The sequence below is a fragment of the Paenibacillus cellulosilyticus genome (assembly GCF_003182255.1).
In the GTDB taxonomy this organism is placed as follows: domain Bacteria; phylum Bacillota; class Bacilli; order Paenibacillales; family Paenibacillaceae; genus Paenibacillus_T; species Paenibacillus_T cellulosilyticus.
Map to the genome: position 1 here is coordinate 263,904 of NZ_QGTQ01000004.1, position 21,463 is coordinate 285,366.

The 21,463-nt window shown below is 50.4% G+C and carries 21 protein-coding genes; 8 read left to right on the forward strand and 13 right to left on the reverse strand.

The window, feature by feature from the left end; genetic code table 11:
- The first annotated feature begins 40 nt into the window (after nt 1-40).
- Nucleotides 41-925, forward strand: a complete 885-nt coding sequence (locus DFQ01_RS08830; protein WP_281271994.1) for a helix-turn-helix domain-containing protein — start codon at nt 41-43, stop codon at nt 923-925.
- 102 nt (nt 926-1,027) lie between these two features.
- On the forward strand, nt 1,028-3,058 hold the full coding sequence (locus tag DFQ01_RS08835) for a beta-galactosidase (RefSeq protein ID WP_110043533.1): 2,031 nt from the start codon (nt 1,028-1,030) through the stop codon (nt 3,056-3,058).
- Nucleotides 3,059-3,166: 108 nt separating this feature from the next.
- Here DFQ01_RS08835 and DFQ01_RS08840 read toward each other — a convergent pair whose 3' ends face one another.
- The gene (locus tag DFQ01_RS08840; protein WP_110043534.1) at nt 3,167-4,405 is read right to left on the reverse strand and encodes an acyltransferase; all 1,239 of its coding nucleotides are present in this window, start codon (nt 4,403-4,405) and stop codon (nt 3,167-3,169) included.
- A 256-nt stretch (nt 4,406-4,661) separates the two neighbouring features.
- Nucleotides 4,662-5,663 carry an aldose 1-epimerase gene (locus tag DFQ01_RS08845; protein ID WP_110043535.1) on the reverse strand — a complete coding sequence of 334 codons (1,002 nt, stop codon included), beginning with the start codon at nt 5,661-5,663 and terminating at the stop codon, nt 4,662-4,664.
- Nucleotides 5,664-5,864: 201 nt separating this feature from the next.
- Between DFQ01_RS08845 and DFQ01_RS08850 the strand changes: the two genes are divergently transcribed.
- The gene (locus DFQ01_RS08850; protein WP_110043536.1) at nt 5,865-7,136 is read left to right on the forward strand and encodes a serpin family protein; all 1,272 of its coding nucleotides are present in this window, start codon (nt 5,865-5,867) and stop codon (nt 7,134-7,136) included.
- A 99-nt stretch (nt 7,137-7,235) separates the two neighbouring features.
- On the opposite strand, the gene DFQ01_RS08855 is transcribed toward DFQ01_RS08850, so the two are convergent.
- Both DFQ01_RS08855 and DFQ01_RS08860 read right to left on the reverse strand, forming a co-directional pair.
- Nucleotides 7,236-7,883 carry a nitroreductase family protein gene (locus DFQ01_RS08855; protein ID WP_110043537.1) on the reverse strand — a complete coding sequence of 216 codons (648 nt, stop codon included), beginning with the start codon at nt 7,881-7,883 and terminating at the stop codon, nt 7,236-7,238.
- A 170-nt stretch (nt 7,884-8,053) separates the two neighbouring features.
- A complete protein-coding gene (locus DFQ01_RS08860) occupies nt 8,054-8,491 on the reverse strand; it encodes an Rrf2 family transcriptional regulator (protein WP_110043538.1) in 438 nt (145 codons plus the stop codon).
- 181 nt (nt 8,492-8,672) lie between these two features.
- Between DFQ01_RS08860 and DFQ01_RS08865 the strand changes: the two genes are divergently transcribed.
- Nucleotides 8,673-9,353 (forward strand): class I SAM-dependent methyltransferase, encoded by a 681-nt coding sequence (locus DFQ01_RS08865; protein ID WP_110043539.1) that lies wholly within the window; start codon nt 8,673-8,675, stop codon nt 9,351-9,353.
- An 82-nt stretch (nt 9,354-9,435) separates the two neighbouring features.
- On the opposite strand, the gene DFQ01_RS31865 is transcribed toward DFQ01_RS08865, so the two are convergent.
- The 9 genes from DFQ01_RS31865 to DFQ01_RS08905 all read right to left on the reverse strand — a co-directional run bounded on the left by DFQ01_RS31865 (nt 9,436) and on the right by DFQ01_RS08905 (nt 16,357).
- Nucleotides 9,436-9,570: a hypothetical protein gene (locus DFQ01_RS31865; protein ID WP_263576125.1), complete on the reverse strand. Its 135-nt coding sequence runs from the start codon at nt 9,568-9,570 to the stop codon at nt 9,436-9,438.
- Between the two features lie 121 nt (nt 9,571-9,691).
- On the reverse strand, nt 9,692-10,402 hold the full coding sequence (locus tag DFQ01_RS08870) for a FadR/GntR family transcriptional regulator (protein ID WP_110043540.1): 711 nt from the start codon (nt 10,400-10,402) through the stop codon (nt 9,692-9,694).
- Between the two features lie 28 nt (nt 10,403-10,430).
- Nucleotides 10,431-11,156: a LutC/YkgG family protein gene (locus DFQ01_RS08875; protein ID WP_110043541.1), complete on the reverse strand. Its 726-nt coding sequence runs from the start codon at nt 11,154-11,156 to the stop codon at nt 10,431-10,433.
- Nucleotides 11,140-12,666 (reverse strand): LutB/LldF family L-lactate oxidation iron-sulfur protein, encoded by a 1,527-nt coding sequence (locus DFQ01_RS08880; RefSeq protein WP_110043542.1) that lies wholly within the window; start codon nt 12,664-12,666, stop codon nt 11,140-11,142. Before DFQ01_RS08880 ends, DFQ01_RS08875 begins: the two co-directional genes overlap by 17 nt.
- A gap of 2 nt (nt 12,667-12,668) precedes the next feature.
- On the reverse strand, nt 12,669-13,391 hold the full coding sequence (locus DFQ01_RS08885) for a (Fe-S)-binding protein (RefSeq protein WP_110043543.1): 723 nt from the start codon (nt 13,389-13,391) through the stop codon (nt 12,669-12,671).
- 493 nt (nt 13,392-13,884) lie between these two features.
- Nucleotides 13,885-14,652, reverse strand: coding sequence for a DeoR/GlpR family DNA-binding transcription regulator (locus tag DFQ01_RS08890; RefSeq protein ID WP_110043544.1), 768 nt, complete (start codon nt 14,650-14,652; stop codon nt 13,885-13,887).
- 87 nt (nt 14,653-14,739) lie between these two features.
- Nucleotides 14,740-15,111 (reverse strand): sensory rhodopsin transducer, encoded by a 372-nt coding sequence (locus tag DFQ01_RS08895; protein ID WP_110043545.1) that lies wholly within the window; start codon nt 15,109-15,111, stop codon nt 14,740-14,742.
- Nucleotides 15,112-15,320: 209 nt separating this feature from the next.
- Nucleotides 15,321-15,638, reverse strand: coding sequence for an aminoglycoside adenylyltransferase domain-containing protein (locus tag DFQ01_RS08900; RefSeq protein WP_110043546.1), 318 nt, complete (start codon nt 15,636-15,638; stop codon nt 15,321-15,323).
- Nucleotides 15,639-15,934: 296 nt separating this feature from the next.
- Nucleotides 15,935-16,357, reverse strand: a complete 423-nt coding sequence (locus tag DFQ01_RS08905; RefSeq protein WP_110043547.1) for a hypothetical protein — start codon at nt 16,355-16,357, stop codon at nt 15,935-15,937.
- Nucleotides 16,358-16,998: 641 nt separating this feature from the next.
- On the opposite strand from DFQ01_RS08905, the gene DFQ01_RS08910 reads away from it, so the two are divergent.
- From DFQ01_RS08910 to kduI, 4 genes are all read left to right on the forward strand, one after another.
- Entirely contained in the window at nt 16,999-17,970 is a 972-nt protein-coding gene (locus DFQ01_RS08910; protein ID WP_110043548.1) for a glycoside hydrolase family 113, read from the forward strand.
- A gap of 29 nt (nt 17,971-17,999) precedes the next feature.
- Entirely contained in the window at nt 18,000-19,232 is a 1,233-nt protein-coding gene (locus DFQ01_RS08915; RefSeq protein ID WP_110043583.1) for an AGE family epimerase/isomerase, read from the forward strand.
- A 16-nt stretch (nt 19,233-19,248) separates the two neighbouring features.
- Nucleotides 19,249-20,445 carry a glycoside hydrolase family 130 protein gene (locus DFQ01_RS08920; protein ID WP_110043549.1) on the forward strand — a complete coding sequence of 399 codons (1,197 nt, stop codon included), beginning with the start codon at nt 19,249-19,251 and terminating at the stop codon, nt 20,443-20,445.
- 184 nt (nt 20,446-20,629) lie between these two features.
- The gene (kduI, locus tag DFQ01_RS08925; protein ID WP_110043550.1) at nt 20,630-21,463 is read left to right on the forward strand and encodes a 5-dehydro-4-deoxy-D-glucuronate isomerase; all 834 of its coding nucleotides are present in this window, start codon (nt 20,630-20,632) and stop codon (nt 21,461-21,463) included.

Consider the following 21,463-nt stretch of genomic DNA (forward strand, 5'->3'; position numbering starts at 1 on the left):
CGAAGTTAAAAGAGGGGAATGGTAGTTTATCTTTCGGCAAATATTTCAAACGATCAAGCAGCCGCTTGCGATCGTTCGCCGCCTAGGCCGTTCCTTTATGATTACCGATGCGAATCCTGCCTTTGTCCAGCTATGCGGTTACGAACGCGAAAAGCTGCCCCACATTCCGTTCCGTCACCTATTCCCTCGAATCGCTGATTTGAGGGGAGCCGTACTCCCCGAGGATTTCACAGAAACAATCATTGAAACAGGAACAAGAGCACAAAAGCCAATTCTATTGGACGTTAAGCCGCTCGAAACGAATTCGGACGGTGGACCTTACTATTTATTGACTGCAACAGACCTAAGTGCCGAGCATTGGCTCGAACAGCAGTCGAAGTCCGGAAAGTCGTTTTATGTCGGAATAATGGACACACATTATATAGTAAGGAAATTTCATGTCAATTACGCGCCGGCTGTGGAACCTGCTGACGTAACGCTGCTCAATCATTCGATCTTTGACTTCTTGAACGTTGCAGAGCACGAGCAGATTAAAGCGCAGATGAGACAATGCGTGATCGACAAAACACAGCGGGATTTGTTCATGCACACGCTTCGTTTCGATGAACTTAGCGAGCTCGCCCTTCGTTCGACGATCTGCCCAATCTATGACGGTTTCGGAGAAATCGAGTGTTTCGCCTTCTCGATCTGGGAGATGCAAGAATCAAGCAGCAGTGAACAATCAAGCACAAAGCTCAAAATATGGATGGCCAAACGCGACTTGTCCGCCAGTCAGTTGTCATTGTCGACTGGTATCTCACTTCAGACGATTTCCAAACTTCGCAATGGCAAGATCAGCAAGCCGCAGCGGCTGACGGCTGAGCTGATCGCATCTGAGCTTCGCGTTGATGTACAAGAGATTTGGCCGGAGCTTGTACGCCGATAAATCAAGTGCCGAATTATTATATTCACACCTTCAATTGTTATATGTATGCAATCGTTAGAATGCTGTAAACTAACAATACATCAATTGAAGGAGCTGAGCAGTTTGTTATCATCTAAACTTACCAAAATGTTATATGGCGGCGACTACAACCCAGAGCAATGGGATAAAAGTGTATGGCCTGAAGACATGCGAATGATCCGCCTCGCGGGCATGGACATCGCAACGGTTAACGTATTCTCCTGGGCAATGCTGCAGCCAAACGACGATACCTACGATTTCTCCACGCTGGACGAAATCATGGATATGCTTCACGCAAACGGCATCTATGCTTGCTTGGCTACGAGCACAGGCGCTCATCCAGCATGGATGGCACGCAAATACCCTGAGATTCTCCGTGTAGACTTCGACGGTCGCAAACGTAAGTTCGGCGGTCGTCACAACTCTTGTGCGAATAGCTTGGTCTATCGTACATACTCGGCGAAGCTCGCTGGTAAAATCGCTGAGCGCTACAAGGATCACCCCGCCCTGCTGCTGTGGCACGTATCCAACGAATATGGCGGAGAATGTTACTGTGACAACTGTGCAGCTGCATTCCGCGTATGGCTGAAGAAGAAATACGGTACGCTGGACAAGCTCAATGAGCAGTGGAATACACGTTTCTGGGGTCACACGTTCTACGATTGGGACGAGATCGTACCTCCGAACATGCTCAGCGAGCAATGGTCGCCGCGCCACACGTGCTTCCAAGGCATCTCGCTCGACTATACCCGCTTCAACTCGGACAGCATGCTCGACTGCTACAAGCTGGAGTATGACGAGCTGAAGAAGCATACGCCTAACGTGCCAGTCACGACGAACCTGATGGGCGCGTACAAACCGCTTGATTACTTCAAGTGGGCGAAGCACATGGATATCGTATCGTGGGATAACTATCCATCTGCCGATACGCCAGTCAGCTACACAGCAATGATGCATGATCTGATGCGCGGCCTGAAGGGCGGCGAGCCTTTCCTGCTCATGGAGCAAACACCAAGCCAGCAGAACTGGCAGGCATATAACTCCCTGAAGCGTCCGGGTGTAATGGCACTGTGGAGCTACCAAGCGGTCGCTCACGGCGCAGACAGTGTAATGTTCTTCCAGCTTCGCCGCTCGGTTGGCGCTTGCGAGAAGTACCACGGCGCACTCATCGAACACGTTGGCCACGAGCATACACGCGTATTCCGCGAATGCGCACAACTCGGCAGCGAGCTGTCCCAGCTTGGCGACAAGCTGCTGAACTCGCGCGGCAGCGCAAAAGTCGGCATTCTGTTCGATTGGGAAAACTGGTGGGCAGTTGAGTACTCCTCCGGCCCATCGGCTGCTTTGAAATATACGGACGAAGTCCACAAATATTACGATGCGCTCTACCAGCAGAACATCGCAGTCGATATGGTCGCGATGGACGCTGACTTCAGCCAATACGATGTACTGATCGCACCTGTGATGTACATGGTGAAGCCAGGTGTCGCAGCACGTCTGGAGCAGTTCACGCAAACCGGCGGCACGTTCATCACGACGTTCTTCAGCGGCATCGTGAACGAGAACGACATCGTTACGCTTGGCGGATACCCAGGCGAGCTGCGTAACCTGCTCGGCATCTGGGCAGAAGAAATCGACGCGCTGTTCCCAGACCAACGCAACCGTATCGTCATGAACGATACGCTGGGCAAATTGAGCGGCGAATACGAATGCGGCCTGCTGTGCGACCTGCTCCATAGCGAAGGCGCGGACGTTATCGCTACGTATGGCGAAGACTTCTACAAAGGCATGCCAGTTGTTACGCGCAACCGTTTCGGTCAAGGCGAAGCTTGGTATGTTGGCTCCAGCCCTGAAGCATCGTTCCTTCAAGGCTTGCTCGGCCAAATCTGCGAAGCACGCGGCATTACCCCCATCCTCCCTGCTGTTGCAGGTGTTGAAGTCGTTAAACGCGCGAAGGACGGCCAATCGTACGTATTCGTGCTCAATCACAACGCAGATGCACAAAGCTTCGATCTGGGCAGCGTAAGCGGCACTGAACTGCTGACAGGCGCGAAGCTTAGCGGCAGCGCTGAAGTAGCTGGTCGCGGCGTACTCATTATCGAAGAAGCGAAGTAATGTAGGTAGGCACTGATAGATAAAGCCCCCGCAGTTCCACGGTGACGTGGCTGCGGGGGCTTTTTGACATTTTAAATAACAGGCGCTTGAGTCTTCGAAATAATCGTTTCATCTACTCTCCGACACCGTCTCACCATTCTGAAACGGACTTTGCGACTGAATGATTGCCCGCTCCTTCTTAGCTGCAGCAATGTACGCAGGCTCGCTGCCGAGCAACATCCAAGCATTCGGGATGAAGCGGAACGCGAGGTGCACAACGACAATCGAGATTACTAGCGCAGCTGCATACCCTCCCCAGATCCAAAATACATACTCTTTGACGAAGGTCGAGATGCCAAAGCTGTATTTGCGATAAATCGCTAGAACGATCGGATGCACCAGATAGATGCCGAACGACAATTGCCCGATGACAGCCAACGTCCGATAGAGAAGCTTCCCTTCGAACAGACGATGCAGCTGAAATGCCGCCAGAAGCAGCACAAACGCAGTCAATAACGTCTGCACATTCCATAGCAGCTCATACCACAACGTATTGTAGGAGGTATGATAAATTCTATAACTATGCCAGATCGCAACATGCGCACCAGATACCGCAAACCAAATCATTAGCAGTCCGATCACGGTGCAGCGATCCGATTTGCGTCTTTCCTGCCAACCCCGAACCATCCAGCCATGCCAACGTTCGTAGTAAATCGCCAAGCTGGCACCAAGCAGATAGTAGGATGCATAAGAGACTGATAAGCTGCCCTTCGGCATCCATTGATAGTGATAATAATGGTTAAGGAGCACATAACCCCACTGCAGCATCATACCGATCGGAAATGCCCATGCAGACAAGCTCTTGAACCGCTTTAGGACAACGAGTACGAGCGGGAATAAAAGATAGAATTGTGCGTTTACGAATACAAAATATAAATGGGTATGTGCCGATCCCGTCGCCAGCTTGTTCACCAAGCTCGAAAATTCACTATTAAACCCCATCCACGGTTTATGATTCATCTGGTGATTGAACACGAAATAGACAAGTGAAATGAGTACGTACGGAACGATGATATATAGTAATCGTTTACGATAAAATTTTCGAATCAATGAGCCTGTGTCTGAACGGTCGTAGTAGTTGTAGAACAAAACGAAACTGCTGAGAAAAATAAAACACGGTGTTCCGAATTTGAAAAATATATTCATGATATTAAAGATAGGAAAATACTTGGAGTGCAAAGCGCTCACGGCAGCCGCGGTCGAAGATGAATGAACACTGATGACGCCGAATAAGGCGAACGCGCGGAACAAATCAAGCTGTGGCAGCTTCGACCTCACGCGCTGCTTGGCAGGTTGAACAGTTTTCACAAAAAACCCTCCCTAATGCTCACAATAAGCCTCCCACTTCCAGATTCGAAATGAATTGTATACTTTTAGGAGATCCATGAAAGTAGACGCTTACAATCGTACAAAGGTTGCTGTATTTTGTTTATTTTTTTTAATAGATTCTCTAAGTATACAATAAATCTTTCCAGAAAGTGACTCCAAGCCCGTTTACATCATAAAAAAAGCTTGCCACCCACAATGGGCAGCAAGCTCTCCACATCCATTTCATTACCGACAATTAAGCAAGTTTCTCCGTGTATAAACGGCTCGTCTCGCTCCAGGAATCACCTGGCTGCAGCAATACGAAACCTTTCGTCTCGTCTGGCAGGTCTACGTTTGGCGCGTCTACCAGGTTGATTTGCGGCTCTGGGCAGAAGAAGCCTGCCGAAGCGCCGTTGTTCCAAATCATCCACTGCTTGTAGTTCACACCTGCATCATACACCAGCTTCACGCCGATACGGTGGTCAACAACCTCTGCGAAGTTGCGGCCATTTACTGGCGCTGCCGAGTAGTGGTTATCCAGCGACTCTGCATAAGGCGATCCACCTTGTGGCGATTTCATCGCTTCTTCTGCAGCTGTCATCGGAATTGTGCCACCTGTTGGCAGCATACGCTCGTCGAGCTCCCAACGTACGCCGGTCGTTACGTGTGCTGTTACATCAGCTTTCGAGCTCTCTGGCGCGAATGGTGCGTTAATGGCTGTGTGGTAGCCAAGCAAGCAAGGAAGCTGTTTGTCGCCATTGTTCGTAACCGTGCTCTTCTGTTCCAGTCCGTTAGCCGACAATGCATAACGAATTTCGATCTGGAAGCGGTGCGGCAGTACGCTGTAGACGCTGTCGTTCTCGTCTACAACATAACGAACGACTACGTAGCTCTCTTGATCGTTGGCACCTTGGTCCACAACGTCCCAAGCCGCTTTATAGAAGAAGCCGTGCAGATGGTTGCCCGTCGCCGTCTCATTCACTGGAAGGTTGTACGAGATACCAGCCGCTTCGAACTTACCGTCACGGTAACGGTTCGGAGGGAACAACACCGGGATGCCATACACAGCTGGTGCTTCACGGAACGAATCCATTGCTGCCTCTTCCGGCTCACGCAGGAACTTATATCCTGCTTCTACGTCGCGGAATGCAACGAGGTTCGCACCGATCTCTGGCAGCAAAGCTGCTTCATACTTACCAAAGCGAAGCCATACGGCCTTCTCGCCGTAGAACGATCCAATTACTGCTTCATTCGCCATTTTCAATCACTGCCCCTAATCCATTAATAGATTTATTACATACTTCACGTTTTTAATTATACGAAGGATAAGGTGTCAGGGGCAAACGTTTTCAACCGTTTCCTACCGTTTCACCGAAACTTTTTCCATACAAGGACCGTTAAAGATGGCAAGAAACGTTCCATTATACAAATAGAACATGATATTAGAGGGGGCTTCATCATGAATTACAAGCGTATCGCTTTCATTGGGTTAGCGTCGCTTCTACTTGCTGGAAGCTTAACGGCATGCGGCAGCTCCAAGGCAAAGTCACAAGCAGCTATCTCGATGGAGAATCGAGATAAGCTGGCAGCACAAGCTGATCAACCCATTATCCAAGCTTCAAACAACCTCGGCCTTCGACTGCACCAGCAGTTATTGAAAGAGAAGCCTGGCCAGAACGTATTCCTATCGCCGGTTAGCATCTCCACTGCGCTTGCTATGGTCTATAACGGCAGCGGCGGTGAGACGAAGACTGAGCTTGAGCGCGTGCTTGGGTGGACGAACAAGTCGGTTGACGAGATCAATACTGGCTATCGGGAGCTGCTAAAGCTGCTTAACCAGCCGGGTGAAGGCATTACGTTGAACATCGCCGATTCGGTCTGGCATAACTCGCGGATCGCAGTTGATCCGAATTTCTCCTCTACCATAAAGAACAGCTATGAAGCGGAAGAACAAGCAATCGACGTCGACAAGCCAGAGAAGTCCGCCAAACAGATCAACGATTGGATCTCTGATCATACGTCCGGAATGATTGACAAACTGATTGAGCCCGATTCAATTGATGCTAGTCTTGTCATGGTTCTTCTCAATGCCGTCTATTTCAATGGAACGTGGAAGGATCAGTTCGATGCCAGCTTTACGATGGATCATGAGTTCCTGCTCGCAGACGGTTCGAGGCAGTCGTTACCGTTCATGAATCGATCCGGTCGATATTCGTACACGAAGAACGATGATTATGAAGCGATTCGTCTACCTTACGGCCAAGGACAAATGTCGATGGTGATCCTGCTTCCTAGCGCGGGCAGCACGCTTGAAGCTCTTCAAGACAAACTATGGAACGGCAAAATTGGATTGTTCGATCAATGGCGGGAAAGTTACGGTCAGATCCGTCTGCCGAAATTCAGCATCGGGTACACCACATCTCTGAAAGAAGCCCTTCAAGCACTGAGCATGAAGCTCTCCTTTACGGATGCAGCTGACTTCTCTAGCTTATCCAGCGAGCCAGATGTGTTCATCTCTGAAATCAAACACAAAAGCATCATTGACGTAAGCGAGGAAGGCACGAAGGCTGCTGCTGTCACATCAATTGAAGCGACCACATCCTCTGCAGAAGTCGTTAACGAGCCCTTCGATATGGTCGTCGATCGTCCATTCTTCCTTGCTATTGTTGATGAGCAAAGTGATGCTTTGTTGTTCTCCGGCTCGATCTACAACCCGGCGGATACACAGTAGTCGTTGTAGTCATAACATGGAAAAGAAGCTGGCCCCTATCGATTATTCGATCGGAAGCCAGCTTCTATTCTTAATCATTCAATTAAAATAAGATCGTTGTTATACAATCTCGTTCCAGAACGTTACTTCTTCTAGTTTCAGACGAACGGATGCATGTGCTTCAACTGCAGCTTTACCTACTGCGATCAGCATAACCGTCTCGTACCGTTCTGGCACTTGGAACATCTCATTGAATTGCGCTTTGTTGAAGCCGCCCATCGGTACGGTATCATACCCGTGCTCTTTTGCTACGAGCATGAACTGCATCGAGACAAGACCTGCGTCGACAAGACCGATATCTTTGGCAACGTCCGTCTTACGATAAGGCGAGCTTTCGCTTACAATACGTTCAACCATGCGCGTTTTCGTCTCTTGATCCATAAAGCCAATCTCAACAGCGCGGGAGTAAATCGTCTCTGCGTGACGATACGATTCTTTGTCAGCCAGGATCGCAACGATATGCGAAGCATTCACGACCTGCTGCTGGTTGAAGGCGATCGGAAGCAGCTGTTCTTTCTTCGCTTGGTCATCAATGACGAGGAAACGCCAAGGCTGCATGTTGCTTGACGATGGAGCGAGAGTCGCTTCCTCGATCATTTGCTTCATTTCTTCCGTCGAGATGCGGAATGTTGGATCATATTTGCGAACAGAGTGACGCTCGCGGATGACCGTCTGGAAATCTTGTTTTTCTACTTTTGTTTGTACCATTTGGAATCCCTCCACTATCCGTGTAAATTTCTGCACAGTTAACCTTAAAAAAGGCTGCTGATGGCCGTCTACGTTCGTCGCTAAGCATTAACTGTTAATAATAATCCACAGTATATGCGATAAATAACGGCGCTGTCAACAACGCCGTGATCAGATGTATAAAGTGCTGTTCAACCCCGCAATCGCGCTGCATATTGCTCTACCGTGTGCTGCTGCATAACCGCAAGCATGCTTTGATCGAGCTCCGCCAATAGATCGCTGAATGCTTCTTTCATTTGCATGCCGAATGGATGCGGGCCTGTAGCCTCTCCCATCGTCCTGCACAGCTCACCGTTAATTTGCAGTGCGCTGTAAATGTCAGCCAACGTAATCGTGTCAGGTTGGCGCAGCAAGCGATATCCGCCGTCCCTACCTTCCCGCGTCTCGATGAGTCCAGCTCTTGCAAGCTGTCCCATAATTCTGCGAAGCAGCGTCGCCTCTGATTGAAGCCGCTCTGCTAGCACGCAGCTCGGGCACGACTGAGCATTAATCGCAAGAACAACCATAGCTTGCACCGCTAATCCGAAGGTACGAAAGCTCGGCGGACAGCTCTTACGAATTTCCGTCATGTGGTGTCCTCTCTCCTTATCTTAAGTTCGCTACATGTCGATCTCACTCACCTACTATAGCTCATCAGCAATGTTTTGACTAGAGTGCAATCGTACAAGCATAAAACCTAAACAGACCACCATAAATTGTTAGTACGCCTACCAAATCCGACGATCGGCGGCGTAAGAGGGAGGAATCACCATGAATACCGATCCTGTGTGGAAAACATCGTCAAGTAAGGCAGATGTACAGCACAAAGACGCTGATGCTGCTGATAACCGATTCGAATTCACACTGCCGTCTGCATGGCTGGGGCGGCAAGAACCCAACGCTTGGGCCGGGTTATTCGTGCATTCCGGCAGCGTCAAGCTCGATGCAGTTCCTGGGATGTCTCATACCTTCCATGTGATGACGCAGGCCGCTTCGAATCAAGACCACGAAATCGATGAAACGAGCCCTCGCATCGTTTCGCTGCAATCCATTGTAAGACGTCTAGATAAGAGCGAGAGCGAACATACAGAAACGGAAACACCACTACAGCAGCTGGATTGTCTACGTTTCGTTCAGGCAGACATTGCAAAACTCCCTTATGAGGATGGCAAGTACGACATCGTATTCGGACTATCGGTACTTCATCGGCTCAATACCGAGGATGCACAAGAAGCATTGGACGAATTTCTACGCGTGTTAAAAATGAGCGGATTGCTTGTCCTCACATTCGATGAAAGCTTCTCCGACTTCCCCACCTTCGCACGTATGGTCCGCGCATGCGGCTTCTCGTTTGCTGGCGAGTTCGATTCCTACCTGCCCGATGAAGCCCATAAACCCGGAGCGAAGGGAAGACTGTATGCATTTCGAGCAGAGGAGACTTTCCCTTCGTAGTAAACCAGGAAACAAAAGACCGTTCCAATCGCGATTAAGCGAACACGGAAACGGTCTTTTTTGTTGCCTAATAAGCAAATAATTAAGAGCAGCTGCCTGGCTTCTTTTTCTTCGGTAAGTTGCCGCTTTCTCCCGTTAATCCCGCGCCAAATTGCTCGACACGAGATGGAGAAGCCGCTGGGCCGTCATTTCTCGGCTTGCTGTTGCGACCTGACATGACATCACCTCCAACAGCATTTAGGATACGCTAGCGGGGTGATGAGCATGCGAGCTAGGTTTTACCACTCTGGCATTTGAAACATACCTCACTGCTCAAGAAAGGTGAATGCTGTGACTTGTTACCGAACATGCTTATGAACAATTTCTTCGACATGCTGCAAATGCTCCCGCATCGCTTCCGATGCCAACTGCGGCTCACCGGCTGCTATAGCCTCATAGATCGCAGAATGCTCACGATACAATTGCTGCGCAATATCACGATTGGCGTATATTTCAACGCGACGAACATCACGTATTGCATTTGCCGTTTGCAGCATAATCGTCTCAAACAGCTGCACAATAATTGAATTGTGCGTCGCATGCGCAAGTCCTTGATGGAAGGCGAGATCCAATCGTTCGCCTTCTGCATCGTTTCCTGCTGCCTCTTGCATTTGATCGACGATCGCCTTCAAGTTGGCCAGATCGGCCTCGGTCCGTTTACGTGCGGCAATCGCTGCATTCGAGCTCTCGAGCGACTGCCTCGCTTCGAGCAGCTCAAGCAATGTAGATCCTTGCAGTTGAAGCGCATCGAGCGCACCAGCAGCTTCGCTAAGCGGTTGTTCTCGTATAACGCGGCATACGCCGCCCTGCCGAATCTCCAGAAGACCTACGGCCTTAAGCGCGCTCAGTGCTTCACGCATCGTCGAGCGGCCGACACCAAACCGCTCCGACATCTCCTTCGTGGAGGGCAGCTTGTCGCCTACCTTCAGCTTGCCGCTCGTAATCATGCCACGAATTTGTTCCGTTATCTCTTCGTAATGGTTACGCCTCTCCAGCTTCTCTATCTCCACGCCAGCAAGCCTCCGTTTCTACGTCACCTTATCCGACGAATAGGGCGTAGACGACACCCGGTCCATGGACACCAATCGTTAGATCGTTCTCGATGTCCGCCGATCGGCTCGGCCCAGAGATGAAGTGAATGCCCGCCGGCAAGTTCTCGCGGCCAGCTTGATCAAAGTTGATAAGCGCTTCGCCTAGGCGTGTTTTCAGCCGTTCCACTGGAATGATTGCGAATAAAACAGTTGGCAGCAAGCTAACGGAACGTCCCTTGTTTGCCGCAGACAGTACAGTAATCGATCCAGTATAAGCAACTGCATAGTCTGCAACGACAACACCAAAGTCCGCTTCAGCCGCGCGAGCCCGCCAGTTCTCTTCCTCATCGGTATTCCATACCGTAATTTGAGCATCTGGAATTGCATCCTCAAGCTTCATCGTCTCAAGCTCAGGTTGGCCTTGGCGAATAATGTACTTCGCGCTCATCTCCGAGGCTTTGTCAGCAATGAACTGCTTCGCCTCTTCAAAGCTGGCTAGACGGGCAACATGACCGCCTGCCGCTTTAAAGTTCGCGCCGAAACGCTCAATACGTTCTTCGACCGGCCATTCAAATGTCCGCCAGAAGTCCGGCGCACCACGGAAAGGATGCGCTGGCTTCTCCGTGGGACGTGAGCGTCCAAGCTTAGATGAGATACTATCGATGAACGACTTCTGCTTCGTCTTCGAAGCCGTCTCCATCTGTTCCAACCATTCCTTATGCGTGCCCGCCATGACTGCTTCCTCCTCCTTGCTTACGCTGCGCAACAAGCGCCTCCATCCGAGCTTTCATTGCTGGGTCAAGCGTTACCTCTTGCGTGTTTGTTTCCTTCTGAATCGTCGACCAGCGATCGCGGAACGACTGCTTCGGCAGGCTAGGCGTTACACGATACGTGTTCCAGCCTTTCAATGGGCCGAGCTTGATGCGAATGCCGCCATCTCGTTCAACGAGCTTCTGACCGAGTTGTCCGAGTCGGATGACGCCGCGCATCCGCTTCGAGCCGCCTAGCAGCGTCGAGAAGCCTTTCATGCCAACCGCTTCCATCAGGTTGCCATTGCCGCTCTCCACCTTCCGTCTGCGGAGGTAGACGAGCATGTCGTGCAGCGGGATTTTGACCGGACAAGCCTCATAGCAAGCACCGCACAAGCTCGATGCATTCGCGATATCATCCCACTGCGATTCGTCCTTCTTCAGCGCTGGCGTCAGTACCGCACCGATCGGACCGCTGTACGTGCCGCCGTATGCGTGACCACCGATATGACGATATACCGGGCATGCGTTCAAACAAGCGCCGCAGCGAATGCAATTGAGCAGCTCTTGGAATTCCGGATCGCCAAGCTGGTTGGAGCGTCCGTTATCGACGATAATAATGTGCATTTCATCCGGGCCGTCCGCATCTTCCGTGCGGCGAGGGCCAGTAATACCGGACATATAGACAGTCAGCTTCTGCCCTGTCGCAGAGCGCGGCAGCAGCGTCGCCATCACTTCCAGGTCTTCGAACGATGGGATGATCCGCTCCATCCCCATCAACGTAATTTGCGTCTTCGGCACAGTGGAAACCATGCGCGCGTTGCCTTCATTTTCGAACAAAACCATCGAACCTGTCTCAGCAATGGCGAAGTTACAACCCGTCATGCCGATATCCGCTTCAAGAAATTTCTCACGGAGCTTCTTGCGGACGAAGCCAGCTAGAATCTGAGTATCGGGAGCCAGCGTCTCGCCTGCTTCAGCGGACAGTAGATCAGCAATCTGGTAACGGTTCTTATGGATAGCCGGGATAATGATGTGCGACGGGGTTTCACCCGCCAGCTGGATGATGTACTCACCAAGGTCCGTCTCAATCGCTTCTACGCCGATTGTCTCAAGCGCATGGTTTAAGTGAAGCTCTTCCGTGACCATGGACTTGGATTTAACGACCGACTTCGCTTGCTTACGCTCTGCGATCTCGAGTGCGATCTTCACTGCATCCACGTCAGTCTCTGCAAAATGTATATTGACGCCATTCGCACGCGCATTATCTGCAAATAGATTCAAATAATAATCGAGATGGGCAATCGTATGGAGACGAATTTGTCTGCCGCGCTCGCGCCAGTCATCCCAGTTGCCATGCTCCTCGGAAGCTGTCTTTTTGCCGGAGCGCAGACGTTCTGTCGTGAATTTGACCGCTTTACGCAGAAACTCGTCATTCAGCGCTAGTCCTGCCCGTTCTTTGACGGTCCCGGGTTTCGTGTTTGTTGTACTCACGCTTACTTCACCCCTTCATACAGCAGTTCTGCCAAGTGCATGACACGCACTGGTTTGTCCCGGTATCGCAAGTTGCCCGCAATGTTCATCATGCACGCCATGTCGAGACCAACGAGCACTTCCGCTTCCGTCTCCAGCACATGATCGACCTTCTCCGTAACCATTGCGCCCGAGATGTCCGCCATCTTCACGGCGAATGTACCGCCGAACCCACAGCAATCTTCTGCAAAAGGAAGCGGAACGAGCTCCAGCCCGCGTACCTGCTTCATAAGCGCAATTGGCTCTTCCTTCACGCCAAGCAGACGCGAGCCGTGGCACGATGGGTGATAGGTTACCTTGTGCGGGAATGAAGCGCCAACGTCCGTTACGCCGAGCACTTTAACGAGAAATTGCGTGAACTCGTAGCTTTTGGCTTGCAGCCGATTCGCTCGTTCCAGCATGACCGGGTCTTTCTCAAACAGCTTCGGATAGTGGTGGATCATACCGATGCAGGAGCCCGAAGGTGCGATGACAAAGTCGCTATCCTCGAAGGCTTCGATAAGCGTTGTTGCTGTTTTGCGTGCGTCGTCCCAATAGCCGCTGTTGAAGGCTGGCTGTCCGCAGCATGTTTGTACCGTCGGGAACTCAAGCTGTACGCCATATCGCGCCAACAGCCGCACCATCGCTTCCCCTACTCGTGGGTAGATGGCGTCGCTAAGACATGTGATGAATAAGGACACTTTCATGATGGGGAACACCTCACTTTGCCGCGTTTCTCGGCAGGTTGTTTGATTATTTCTCTGTTTTTGTTTGTAGTTTGTTGCAGTGCCTGAATAGAAAGATATTGATGGTAAGAACGATTGAAGTAAGCTGCTTTGAAACCGATCACAGAACATGAGATCAAGCGTTGGTTAACATTTATGATATCAGGTTATCAGACAAGTTGAAAGAGAAAAAGAACCTAACTTGTCCGCATGGTTGTTGGTGGTATGCGTTTTCATAGTTTCATAAGACTAAAGTTATGGCGGTACGCTCGCTGACGCGCCATGTGGTGCATTTCTGCACCTTATTGTCGCGGGTTGCTCATGTGAACCGCCATGGACATCATACTCGCATACCTCGCACCATACAACCGCATATCCGAATCTACTATGAGGCAGAAGAAACCTGCTGCTTCCGCTCATTCCAGAGAGCAGGCTCCTTTTTCCTTCACAATTGCTATCCAACTTCCTAATTAACTTACACGGTTAATAAGGTAATCCCCTGCTCGGTGAGCTTGTCGGCCGTTTCCCGGGAAATGCGGCGATCTGTCACGACAGTGTCTACTGTCGAGAGATCTGCTACATGCGTAAATGAGGTGACGCCGAATTTGCTGGAGTCAGCCAGCAGGAAGACGCGTTCCGCGATTCCAATCATTTGCTGCTTCAAACGCGCCTGTAATTCATTCGACTCACTAATGCCGCGATCGAGATGAACGCCTTTGCCAGAAAGGAACAACTTATCAACGAAGTACGTCTCCAGCGATCGCTCAGCCAGTGGGCCAACAAAGGACAGCGAGTTGTTCGCCAGCTTGCCGCCGGTCACGATGACTTCGATCTTCTCCTTCGAACTGAGCTCCGTTGCAACCTTGATGGAGTTGGTCAACACCGTCAACGGGATATCCGGCAAGCGCGCTGCCATATACCATGCCGTTGTGCTCGCATCCAGCAATATACGATCCTTCGGCTCAATGAACCGAATGGCTTCCTCCGCAATTCGCCGCTTCTCTTCAGCATTCGTAATTTCGCGTTGTGTATATGGAATTTCGGGTTGAGACGCCCCCTCCTGCTTTACGCTCACCGCACCGCCATGGGAGCGGCGAAGACGTCCCTCCGACTCCAGTCGGTCCAAATCTCTGCGAATGGTTTCTTCTGTTACGCCGCACTGGACGCTCAGCTCCGTCACTCGCACACTGCCTTTCTCTTGAACCAGTCGGACTATCATCTCATAGCGTTCGGCTGCCAGCATCGTACGCGTCTCCTTCCCTACATATGGTCATTCGTTCCAATACTCTATTGTGCCTGAAATCCTTCTAATACGTCAACCTTCCTGAAACTAGCGGATCGGGTACCCCAGCGTCGACATTAGCGCATTCTCAGCTTGCGTGGAGTCAAGTCGGCTATACTGCACGATAACGGGCACATCACTCGTTACTTGAATTGCATAAGGTACACCTTTAGGGATCGATTCGCCGCCAGCGGACAGCGATGCAGTACGAATATGCTTCGTTCTCCGGCCTGGCACAATATACTCCATATGTTCAATTGGATCGCGGTCTTCAAAATAAATCGTAAATTCCAGCTTTGCCGCCTCTGTTCCGCAGTTGAGTACACAAACAGATTCATGGCTTTCCAGCTCGCCTGAGCTCGTTGGCGGAATATAACCGTCCGGAATAATCCAATGTGTTGCACCGATTGCTTGTGCCATCGTGTGTCCTCCTCATCAACTTGTCCGATTATTTTTGATTCAGTCCGTTTATCTGTATTTTAAAGCATTTGTTTTATTTTGAATAGAGCATATTTTGCGGAAATCAAAAATAAAACAAAGAAAGCTGCCTAACAAGCTATTCACTCATAACTTGTAAGACAGCTTTTACTTTCATTATTAACGGCGTTTGTTCCAATGCTTTCACCCGATCAGCGCCGATGCGAATCGATCATCTCACTTAATCGTTTGCCATATTGCACGAGATCCTCTTCATTTAATACAGCCATCTCTGTTCTCGATCCCTCATAGACTTCAACCGCACTGTTCACGATAGCATGCAGCTCCGCCGGAATGTTCTGCAGCGCCCATAATCCCGCTTCTCGCTTGGATAGAATCTCGCCTGTCTCCAAATACGATAAAACTCTGCTCAGCGTCAGTACCCCATACACCGGATTCGAATGCAGAGCATTCACGCAATAGTTACTATCACTCATGATCGATGAACGGAAATCCTCTTCCGGCACCACCGGGATTGCTTCATCAATGGTCTGTCCATAGACACAGATTCCATATCTTCGTACCAAGGTCAAGTGGCAGGCAAGATCGCTATCTGTTGGTGTCCCTGCCCAGAAGCTTTTATCTCCCGCTGCCAGACGTTCTTCGTATCTCGCCCTCCAATATTCGCTGCTGTGCAGCTAGAACGGCGTGGGATGCTGCCACGGTTCGATTGCCGAACTGTCACGAAGCCTCTTTACTTGATCTTTTGTTTCCTGTGGACTGTCCACCCAACTCATTAATACCATGATGACGGCTCCTTATGTGCTTAATCTTTAATGCTATCAACATCCGGTCTACGGATTGCAAACACGGCTTTCGTAAGTCTGAAATAAGTAACAGTGATTGGTTTGTCCAGCTCCGCTGTTTTCAAAATTTCATCAAACAACCTGTTTGTCCGAAACTTCCGAAGCTTCTCTTCACCTGCAGCTCGAACTCGAATCTTCCAGCCGTTATTAAACTGTCTCTTCTCAATCAATCTGGCATCGATGATGATGTGGTCCTTCCTGATAAGGTCAGATAAAATGCATGCCACTATTACGAGAAATACAATCGTCATGCCGTATTGTACAATTTCCAGCCACATCGGCTTATGAGCCGAAGGGATCCAGAAAATTTGCAAGAGCATTAATACCAGCAATATGAAATTACTAACTAATTGAACCTTAAGCTGCGCAACTGTTGAAAACAATCATCCACTTCCTTCCTGTAAACAGCTAGCCAAACTTGCAAGTGGACAAAATAACTCAATGATCGACGTGCTCATGGTCCACTCTGCGAAGGGTAAAAACTGCGCGGGTTAACTTAAAGTGCTTCACCGTTGACATCTTCGATTAATCGTCGCCCCCTTGCAAGCATGCAAATTATGCCATTCGTTCCATATGAGAGCTATTACGTGCATTTATCGTTAAAAGTTGCGCCCGCCAACGATTCGCTTACTCTTATTGCAAGCTCCCGCCGCTGATCTCATCATCCATTTCAACAAACCTACGCACTATCGAGATCTCTACGTCTCACTCCATGAATCATTCACACCATTAACCAAACGTTATCCTAATGAAATGAAATTGAGAATAACGAATAATTCATTCATCTTAAAACCCATCAGAATTACCTACTAAAGACCAACCCGTCTCACACAGACGATCCCTCTCCATAGCCTAGAGAAACCAAGCTTCTTTTCAATAATTTCACAAACAGTCCGCCCCTTAAAAACGCTTGCAAAACACCTAACAAACCATTAACCTAACGTTAGAAGTTGTTATTATTAAACATAACAATAAACATCCTTGCTTGGATTTGGACTTATTCCGTCGATAGAGGAGCGCTAGAATGAAGAGCTGGAACGAACAAACGTACATAGCAGGCATGACGTGGGGCTGGACTGGCATTCGCGGTACATGGGCAACGAAGGAAGCCGATCAATCAATGGCACGAATGAAGGAGCGCCTAGGCGTCAACTGGACGGCCATCTCATTCGCGGCGCTGCAGGCAACGCCTCAATCGACGACAATTCCATTCACAGTGGCGCCAACGGTAACCGAAGAAGAAGTGCGGCATGCCATAGCCGAAGCGAAGCGCAATGGGCTGAATGTGTGCTTGAAGCCCGTTGTGAACTGTGCGGATGGGACGTGGCGGGCGCACATTAACTTTTTCGACTATGACGTGCCTTGTGAGCCGAAGTGGTCCGACTGGTTCGTATCGTATTCGACGTACATTCTCCACTATGCCCGTGTAGCAGAAGAAGCGGGATGTGAGATGCTGTGCATCGGCTGCGAGATGGTTCAGACCGATCGCCGTGAAGCTGAATGGCGTCAGCTCATTGCCGAAGTACGGAGCGTATACAGCGGAATCGTGACCTACAATTGTGACAAATATCAAGAGGACCGCGTGCAGTGGTGGGATGCAGTCGACGTCATTTCATCTAGCGGCTACTACCCCGTAGGCGATTGGGAAGCTCAACTGGATCGCATCGAGAAGGTTGTGCAGCGCTTCAACAAGCCATTCTTCTTCATGGAAGCAGGCTGCCCTAGCCGCCGCGGCTCCGAGCATCTTCCGAATGATTGGGGCTTGCAAGGTGAGACGGACGGAGCTGCCCAGCTTGAATTCTATGAAGCCATGTTCGGCAGCGGCGACAAGCGGCCATGGGTGCAAGGTTTTATGCTGTGGGATTGGCCTTCGATTCTGTATCCAGAAGAACAAGCAGCAAGCAATAATGACTACTGCATGTTCGGCAAACCCGCCGAGCCGTTCATTCGCAACTATTATGCAGGCAAGCTGGCGCAGCTGATCAATAGCAAATAGCTAAAAGAAAGGCGGAAATCAACTTGACGATGAATACGAATTTGAACTCGCAGGCAGAGGCTTGGCGTCAAGATATTCACGATGAGCTGACGAATAATATTTTGGCCTATTGGATGAATCATACGATCGATCATACGCACGGGGGCTTCGTCGGAGCAATTGATGATCACAATCAGATCGTACCCGGCGCGGATAAAAGCTTAGTGCTCAACGCGCGCATTCTGTGGACGTTCTCGACGGCCTATCGACTGCTCATGAACGAAGCCTATCTTCGCCTCGCCGAGCGCGCCTATCATTATTTGATTCAACACTTCATGGATGCCGAGCACGGTGGCCTGTATTGGATGGTGGATGCCCAAGGTGCGCCAGCTTCCACGCAGAAGGTGGTGTACGGTCAAGCATTCACCATCTATGCCATGTCCGAATATTATCGAGCGGCTGGCAAGCAGGAAGCGCTTGATCATGCCATTCATCTTTATGAATTGCTAGAAACGCGCAGTTACGACAAGGACTATGGCGGTTATTTCGAGACGCATACACGAGACTGGCAGCCGAACAACGTTTCCGATTTAAGCAACAACACGCTTAATGAGAAGAAATCGATGAACACCCACCTGCATGTGCTCGAAGCGTATACCAACCTTTATCGTGTGTGGCCTTCGGAGCAGCTTCGCCAATCGCAAAGCGAGCTGATTAAAATAACGATTGAGCACATCGTCGATAACGAATCGGGCCACTTCAAGCTGTTCTTCGATGAACGATGGAACAGCTTGTCCGGCCATATTTCGTATGGTCATGATATCGAAGGAAGCTGGCTGTTGGTAGAAGCGGCAGAAGTGCTTGGCGACCCCGTGCTCATCGCAAATGCCAAGACGGCAGCCATTCATATGGCTAAATCCGTCCTGCTCGAAGGGATCGATGCAGATGGCGGCATTCTGAATGAAGCTGACGCAACTGGCATTATCGATAGCAACAAAGACTGGTGGCCGCAGGCAGAAGCAGTCGTCGGCTTTTACAACGCATATGAAATGACTGGCGATACACGTTATCTCGATGCAGCACGTGCGTCATGGGCATTCGCGGATCACTATATGATCGACCATAAAGATGGCGAATGGTATTGGAGCGTAACACGAGAAGGCATTCCTACGACAGGCAAAGGCAAAGTGAATGCTTGGAAATGCCCGTACCACAACAGCCGCGCATGCTTCGAAATGCTGGAACGCTTAGAGCGAACGCTCGCCCACGCGGCAAGCGAATAATAGGAGGCTATGTCCGATGAACATGACCTACAATTTAAGACGCGAAGCACTGACGAAACAGCATGAGCAGCTTATCCAGCGTACGAATCGCCCCGTACCGCTAGGCAATGGCATTTTCGACCGATATGAGCATCCGGTTCTAACTGCTGACCACGCCCCACTGACTTGGCGCTATGACTTCAATCCGGAGACGAATCCGTATTTCATGGAGCGTCTTGGTATTAACTGCGTCTTTAATCCAGGCGCGATCTACTTGAACGGCAAGTTTTATTTGGTCGCTCGCGTCGAGGGCAATGACCGCAAATCGTTTTTCGCTATCGCGGAGAGCAGCAATGGTACGGATGGATTCCGATTCTGGGACGAACCGATTGTAATGCCCGAAACGAATGATCCGGACATCAACGTGTACGATATGCGTCTCGTTCAGCATGAGGACGGATGGATTTACGGATTATTTTGTACCGAGCGCAAAGATCCGGACGCCCCACGCGGCGACTTATCCAGTGCCATCGCCCAATGCGGCATTGCGCGTACACGCGACCTGAAGAGCTGGCAGCGGCTGGCCGATCTGAAAACAGCTTCGAATCAGCAGCGCAACGTGGTGCTCCACCCTACCTTTATCGATGGCCAGTATGCATTCTACACGCGTCCGCAGGATGGTTTCATCGACACGGGCTCAGGAGGCGGTATCGGCTGGGGCTTATCCGAATCGATCGAGCAAGCCGTTATCGAGCAGGAGATTATTATCGACGAACGGCATTATCATACGATTAAGGAGGTAAAGAACGGTCAAGGTCCCGCACCGATCCGAACCGATCGCGGCTGGCTCCATATCGCTCATGGCGTCCGCAATACGGCGGCTGGTCTGCGTTATGTCCTGTACGCTTTCTTGTCTGATCTGGATGAACCCCAACGCGTCACCCATCGCCCGGGCGGTCATCTGATTGCACCGCAAGGCGAAGAACGCGTCGGCGACGTATCCAATGTGACCTTCTGCAACGGTGTCATTGCCCGCGACAACGGTGAGGTGTACATCTACTATGCTTCTTCGGACACACGCTGCCACGTTGCCGTGTCAACAGTCGATCGCTTGCTTGATTACGTGATGAACACGCCAGAGGATCCTCTTCGTTCCTATGCTAGCGTGCAGCAGCGGGTATCGCTAATCGAGCGCAACCGAGCTTATCTGTCGTCGGAGACAGCCCAAGTCTAACCGACTAGTTACGATCGCATTTATGTCTCTCCTATTCGCTGCTCTTCTGCAAACGCAATCGCGCGTGTGCTGAAGAGTTTTTTTTCGTATAAAAGGGTTGCATTATTTCGAAATGAACGTTAAAGTAAACGTAAATGAACCAAAATAAACTTAGTTACACCAAATGAACTGGAGGCCTCTTCTAATGGAAATCCGTTATGCTGCACACCCAAATGATGTTAAATCGTATGACACTTCGCGCCTGCGCCAAGAGTTTCTGATCGAGACGCTGTTCGTACAAGACGAGCTTACGCTCACTTATTCCCACGTTGACCGTTTCATCGTTGGCGGTGCGTTCCCTGTATCGAAGCAAGTGAAGCTCGAAGCTGATACGCACACGATTGGTGCTGCAACCTTCCTCGAGCGCCGTGAGATCGGTATCATCAACATCGGCGGCCGCGGCTCCGTTACGGTAGACGGCACGACTTATGATATGGAACCGAAAGACTGCCTGTATGTTGGCCTTGGCGCTCAAGACGTTGTATTCGCAAGCGCGGATGCATCGCAGCCGGCGAAGTTCTACCTGAACTCCACGCCAGCTCACAAAACGTACCCTACGGTTAAAGCTGCAATCAGCGAAGCTTCCCCGAACCATCTCGGCGCGCTGACGACGAACAACGAGCGTACGATCTACCGCTACATTCACACGAACGGCATTCAAAGCTGCCAGCTCGTAATGGGTATGACGCTCCTGAAGCCAGGCAGCAACTGGAACACAATGCCTTGCCATACGCACAACCGCCGCTCGGAAGTTTACCTGTACTTCGATATGGCAGCTGACGGCAACGTCTTCCACCTGATGGGCGAGCCGCAAGAAACGCGCCACCTCGTCGTTCGCAACGAGCAAGCGATCCTCTCGCCAAGCTGGTCGATTCACAGCGGTGTCGGCACGACTAGCTACACGTTCATCTGGGGTATGGGTGGCGAGAACCAAATCTTTGAAGACATGGACGCAGTAGCGCCACAGGATCTCAAATAA

What these genes read in the sequence shown, in the direction of transcription:
- DFQ01_RS08845 (WP_110043535.1), bottom strand. Translation starts at nt 5,663, where the DNA reads ATGGCGAATGAAGCAGTAATTGGATCGTTCTACGGCGAGAAGGCCGTA.
- DFQ01_RS08850 (WP_110043536.1), top strand. Translation starts at nt 5,865, where the DNA reads ATGAATTACAAGCGTATCGCTTTCATTGGGTTAGCGTCGCTTCTACTT.
- DFQ01_RS08855 (WP_110043537.1), bottom strand. Translation starts at nt 7,883, where the DNA reads ATGGTACAAACAAAAGTAGAAAAACAAGATTTCCAGACGGTCATCCGC.
- DFQ01_RS08860 (WP_110043538.1), bottom strand. Translation starts at nt 8,491, where the DNA reads ATGACGGAAATTCGTAAGAGCTGTCCGCCGAGCTTTCGTACCTTCGGA.
- DFQ01_RS08865 (WP_110043539.1), top strand. Translation starts at nt 8,673, where the DNA reads ATGAATACCGATCCTGTGTGGAAAACATCGTCAAGTAAGGCAGATGTA.
- DFQ01_RS31865 (WP_263576125.1), bottom strand. Translation starts at nt 9,570, where the DNA reads ATGTCAGGTCGCAACAGCAAGCCGAGAAATGACGGCCCAGCGGCTTCT.
- DFQ01_RS08875 (WP_110043541.1), bottom strand. Translation starts at nt 11,156, where the DNA reads ATGGCGGGCACGCATAAGGAATGGTTGGAACAGATGGAGACGGCTTCG.
- DFQ01_RS08885 (WP_110043543.1), bottom strand. Translation starts at nt 13,391, where the DNA reads ATGAAAGTGTCCTTATTCATCACATGTCTTAGCGACGCCATCTACCCA.
- DFQ01_RS08890 (WP_110043544.1), bottom strand. Translation starts at nt 14,652, where the DNA reads ATGCTGGCAGCCGAACGCTATGAGATGATAGTCCGACTGGTTCAAGAG.
- DFQ01_RS08895 (WP_110043545.1), bottom strand. Translation starts at nt 15,111, where the DNA reads ATGGCACAAGCAATCGGTGCAACACATTGGATTATTCCGGACGGTTAT.
- DFQ01_RS08910 (WP_110043548.1), top strand. Translation starts at nt 16,999, where the DNA reads ATGAAGAGCTGGAACGAACAAACGTACATAGCAGGCATGACGTGGGGC.
- DFQ01_RS08915 (WP_110043583.1), top strand. Translation starts at nt 18,000, where the DNA reads ATGAATACGAATTTGAACTCGCAGGCAGAGGCTTGGCGTCAAGATATT.
- DFQ01_RS08920 (WP_110043549.1), top strand. Translation starts at nt 19,249, where the DNA reads ATGAACATGACCTACAATTTAAGACGCGAAGCACTGACGAAACAGCAT.
- kduI (WP_110043550.1), top strand. Translation starts at nt 20,630, where the DNA reads ATGGAAATCCGTTATGCTGCACACCCAAATGATGTTAAATCGTATGAC.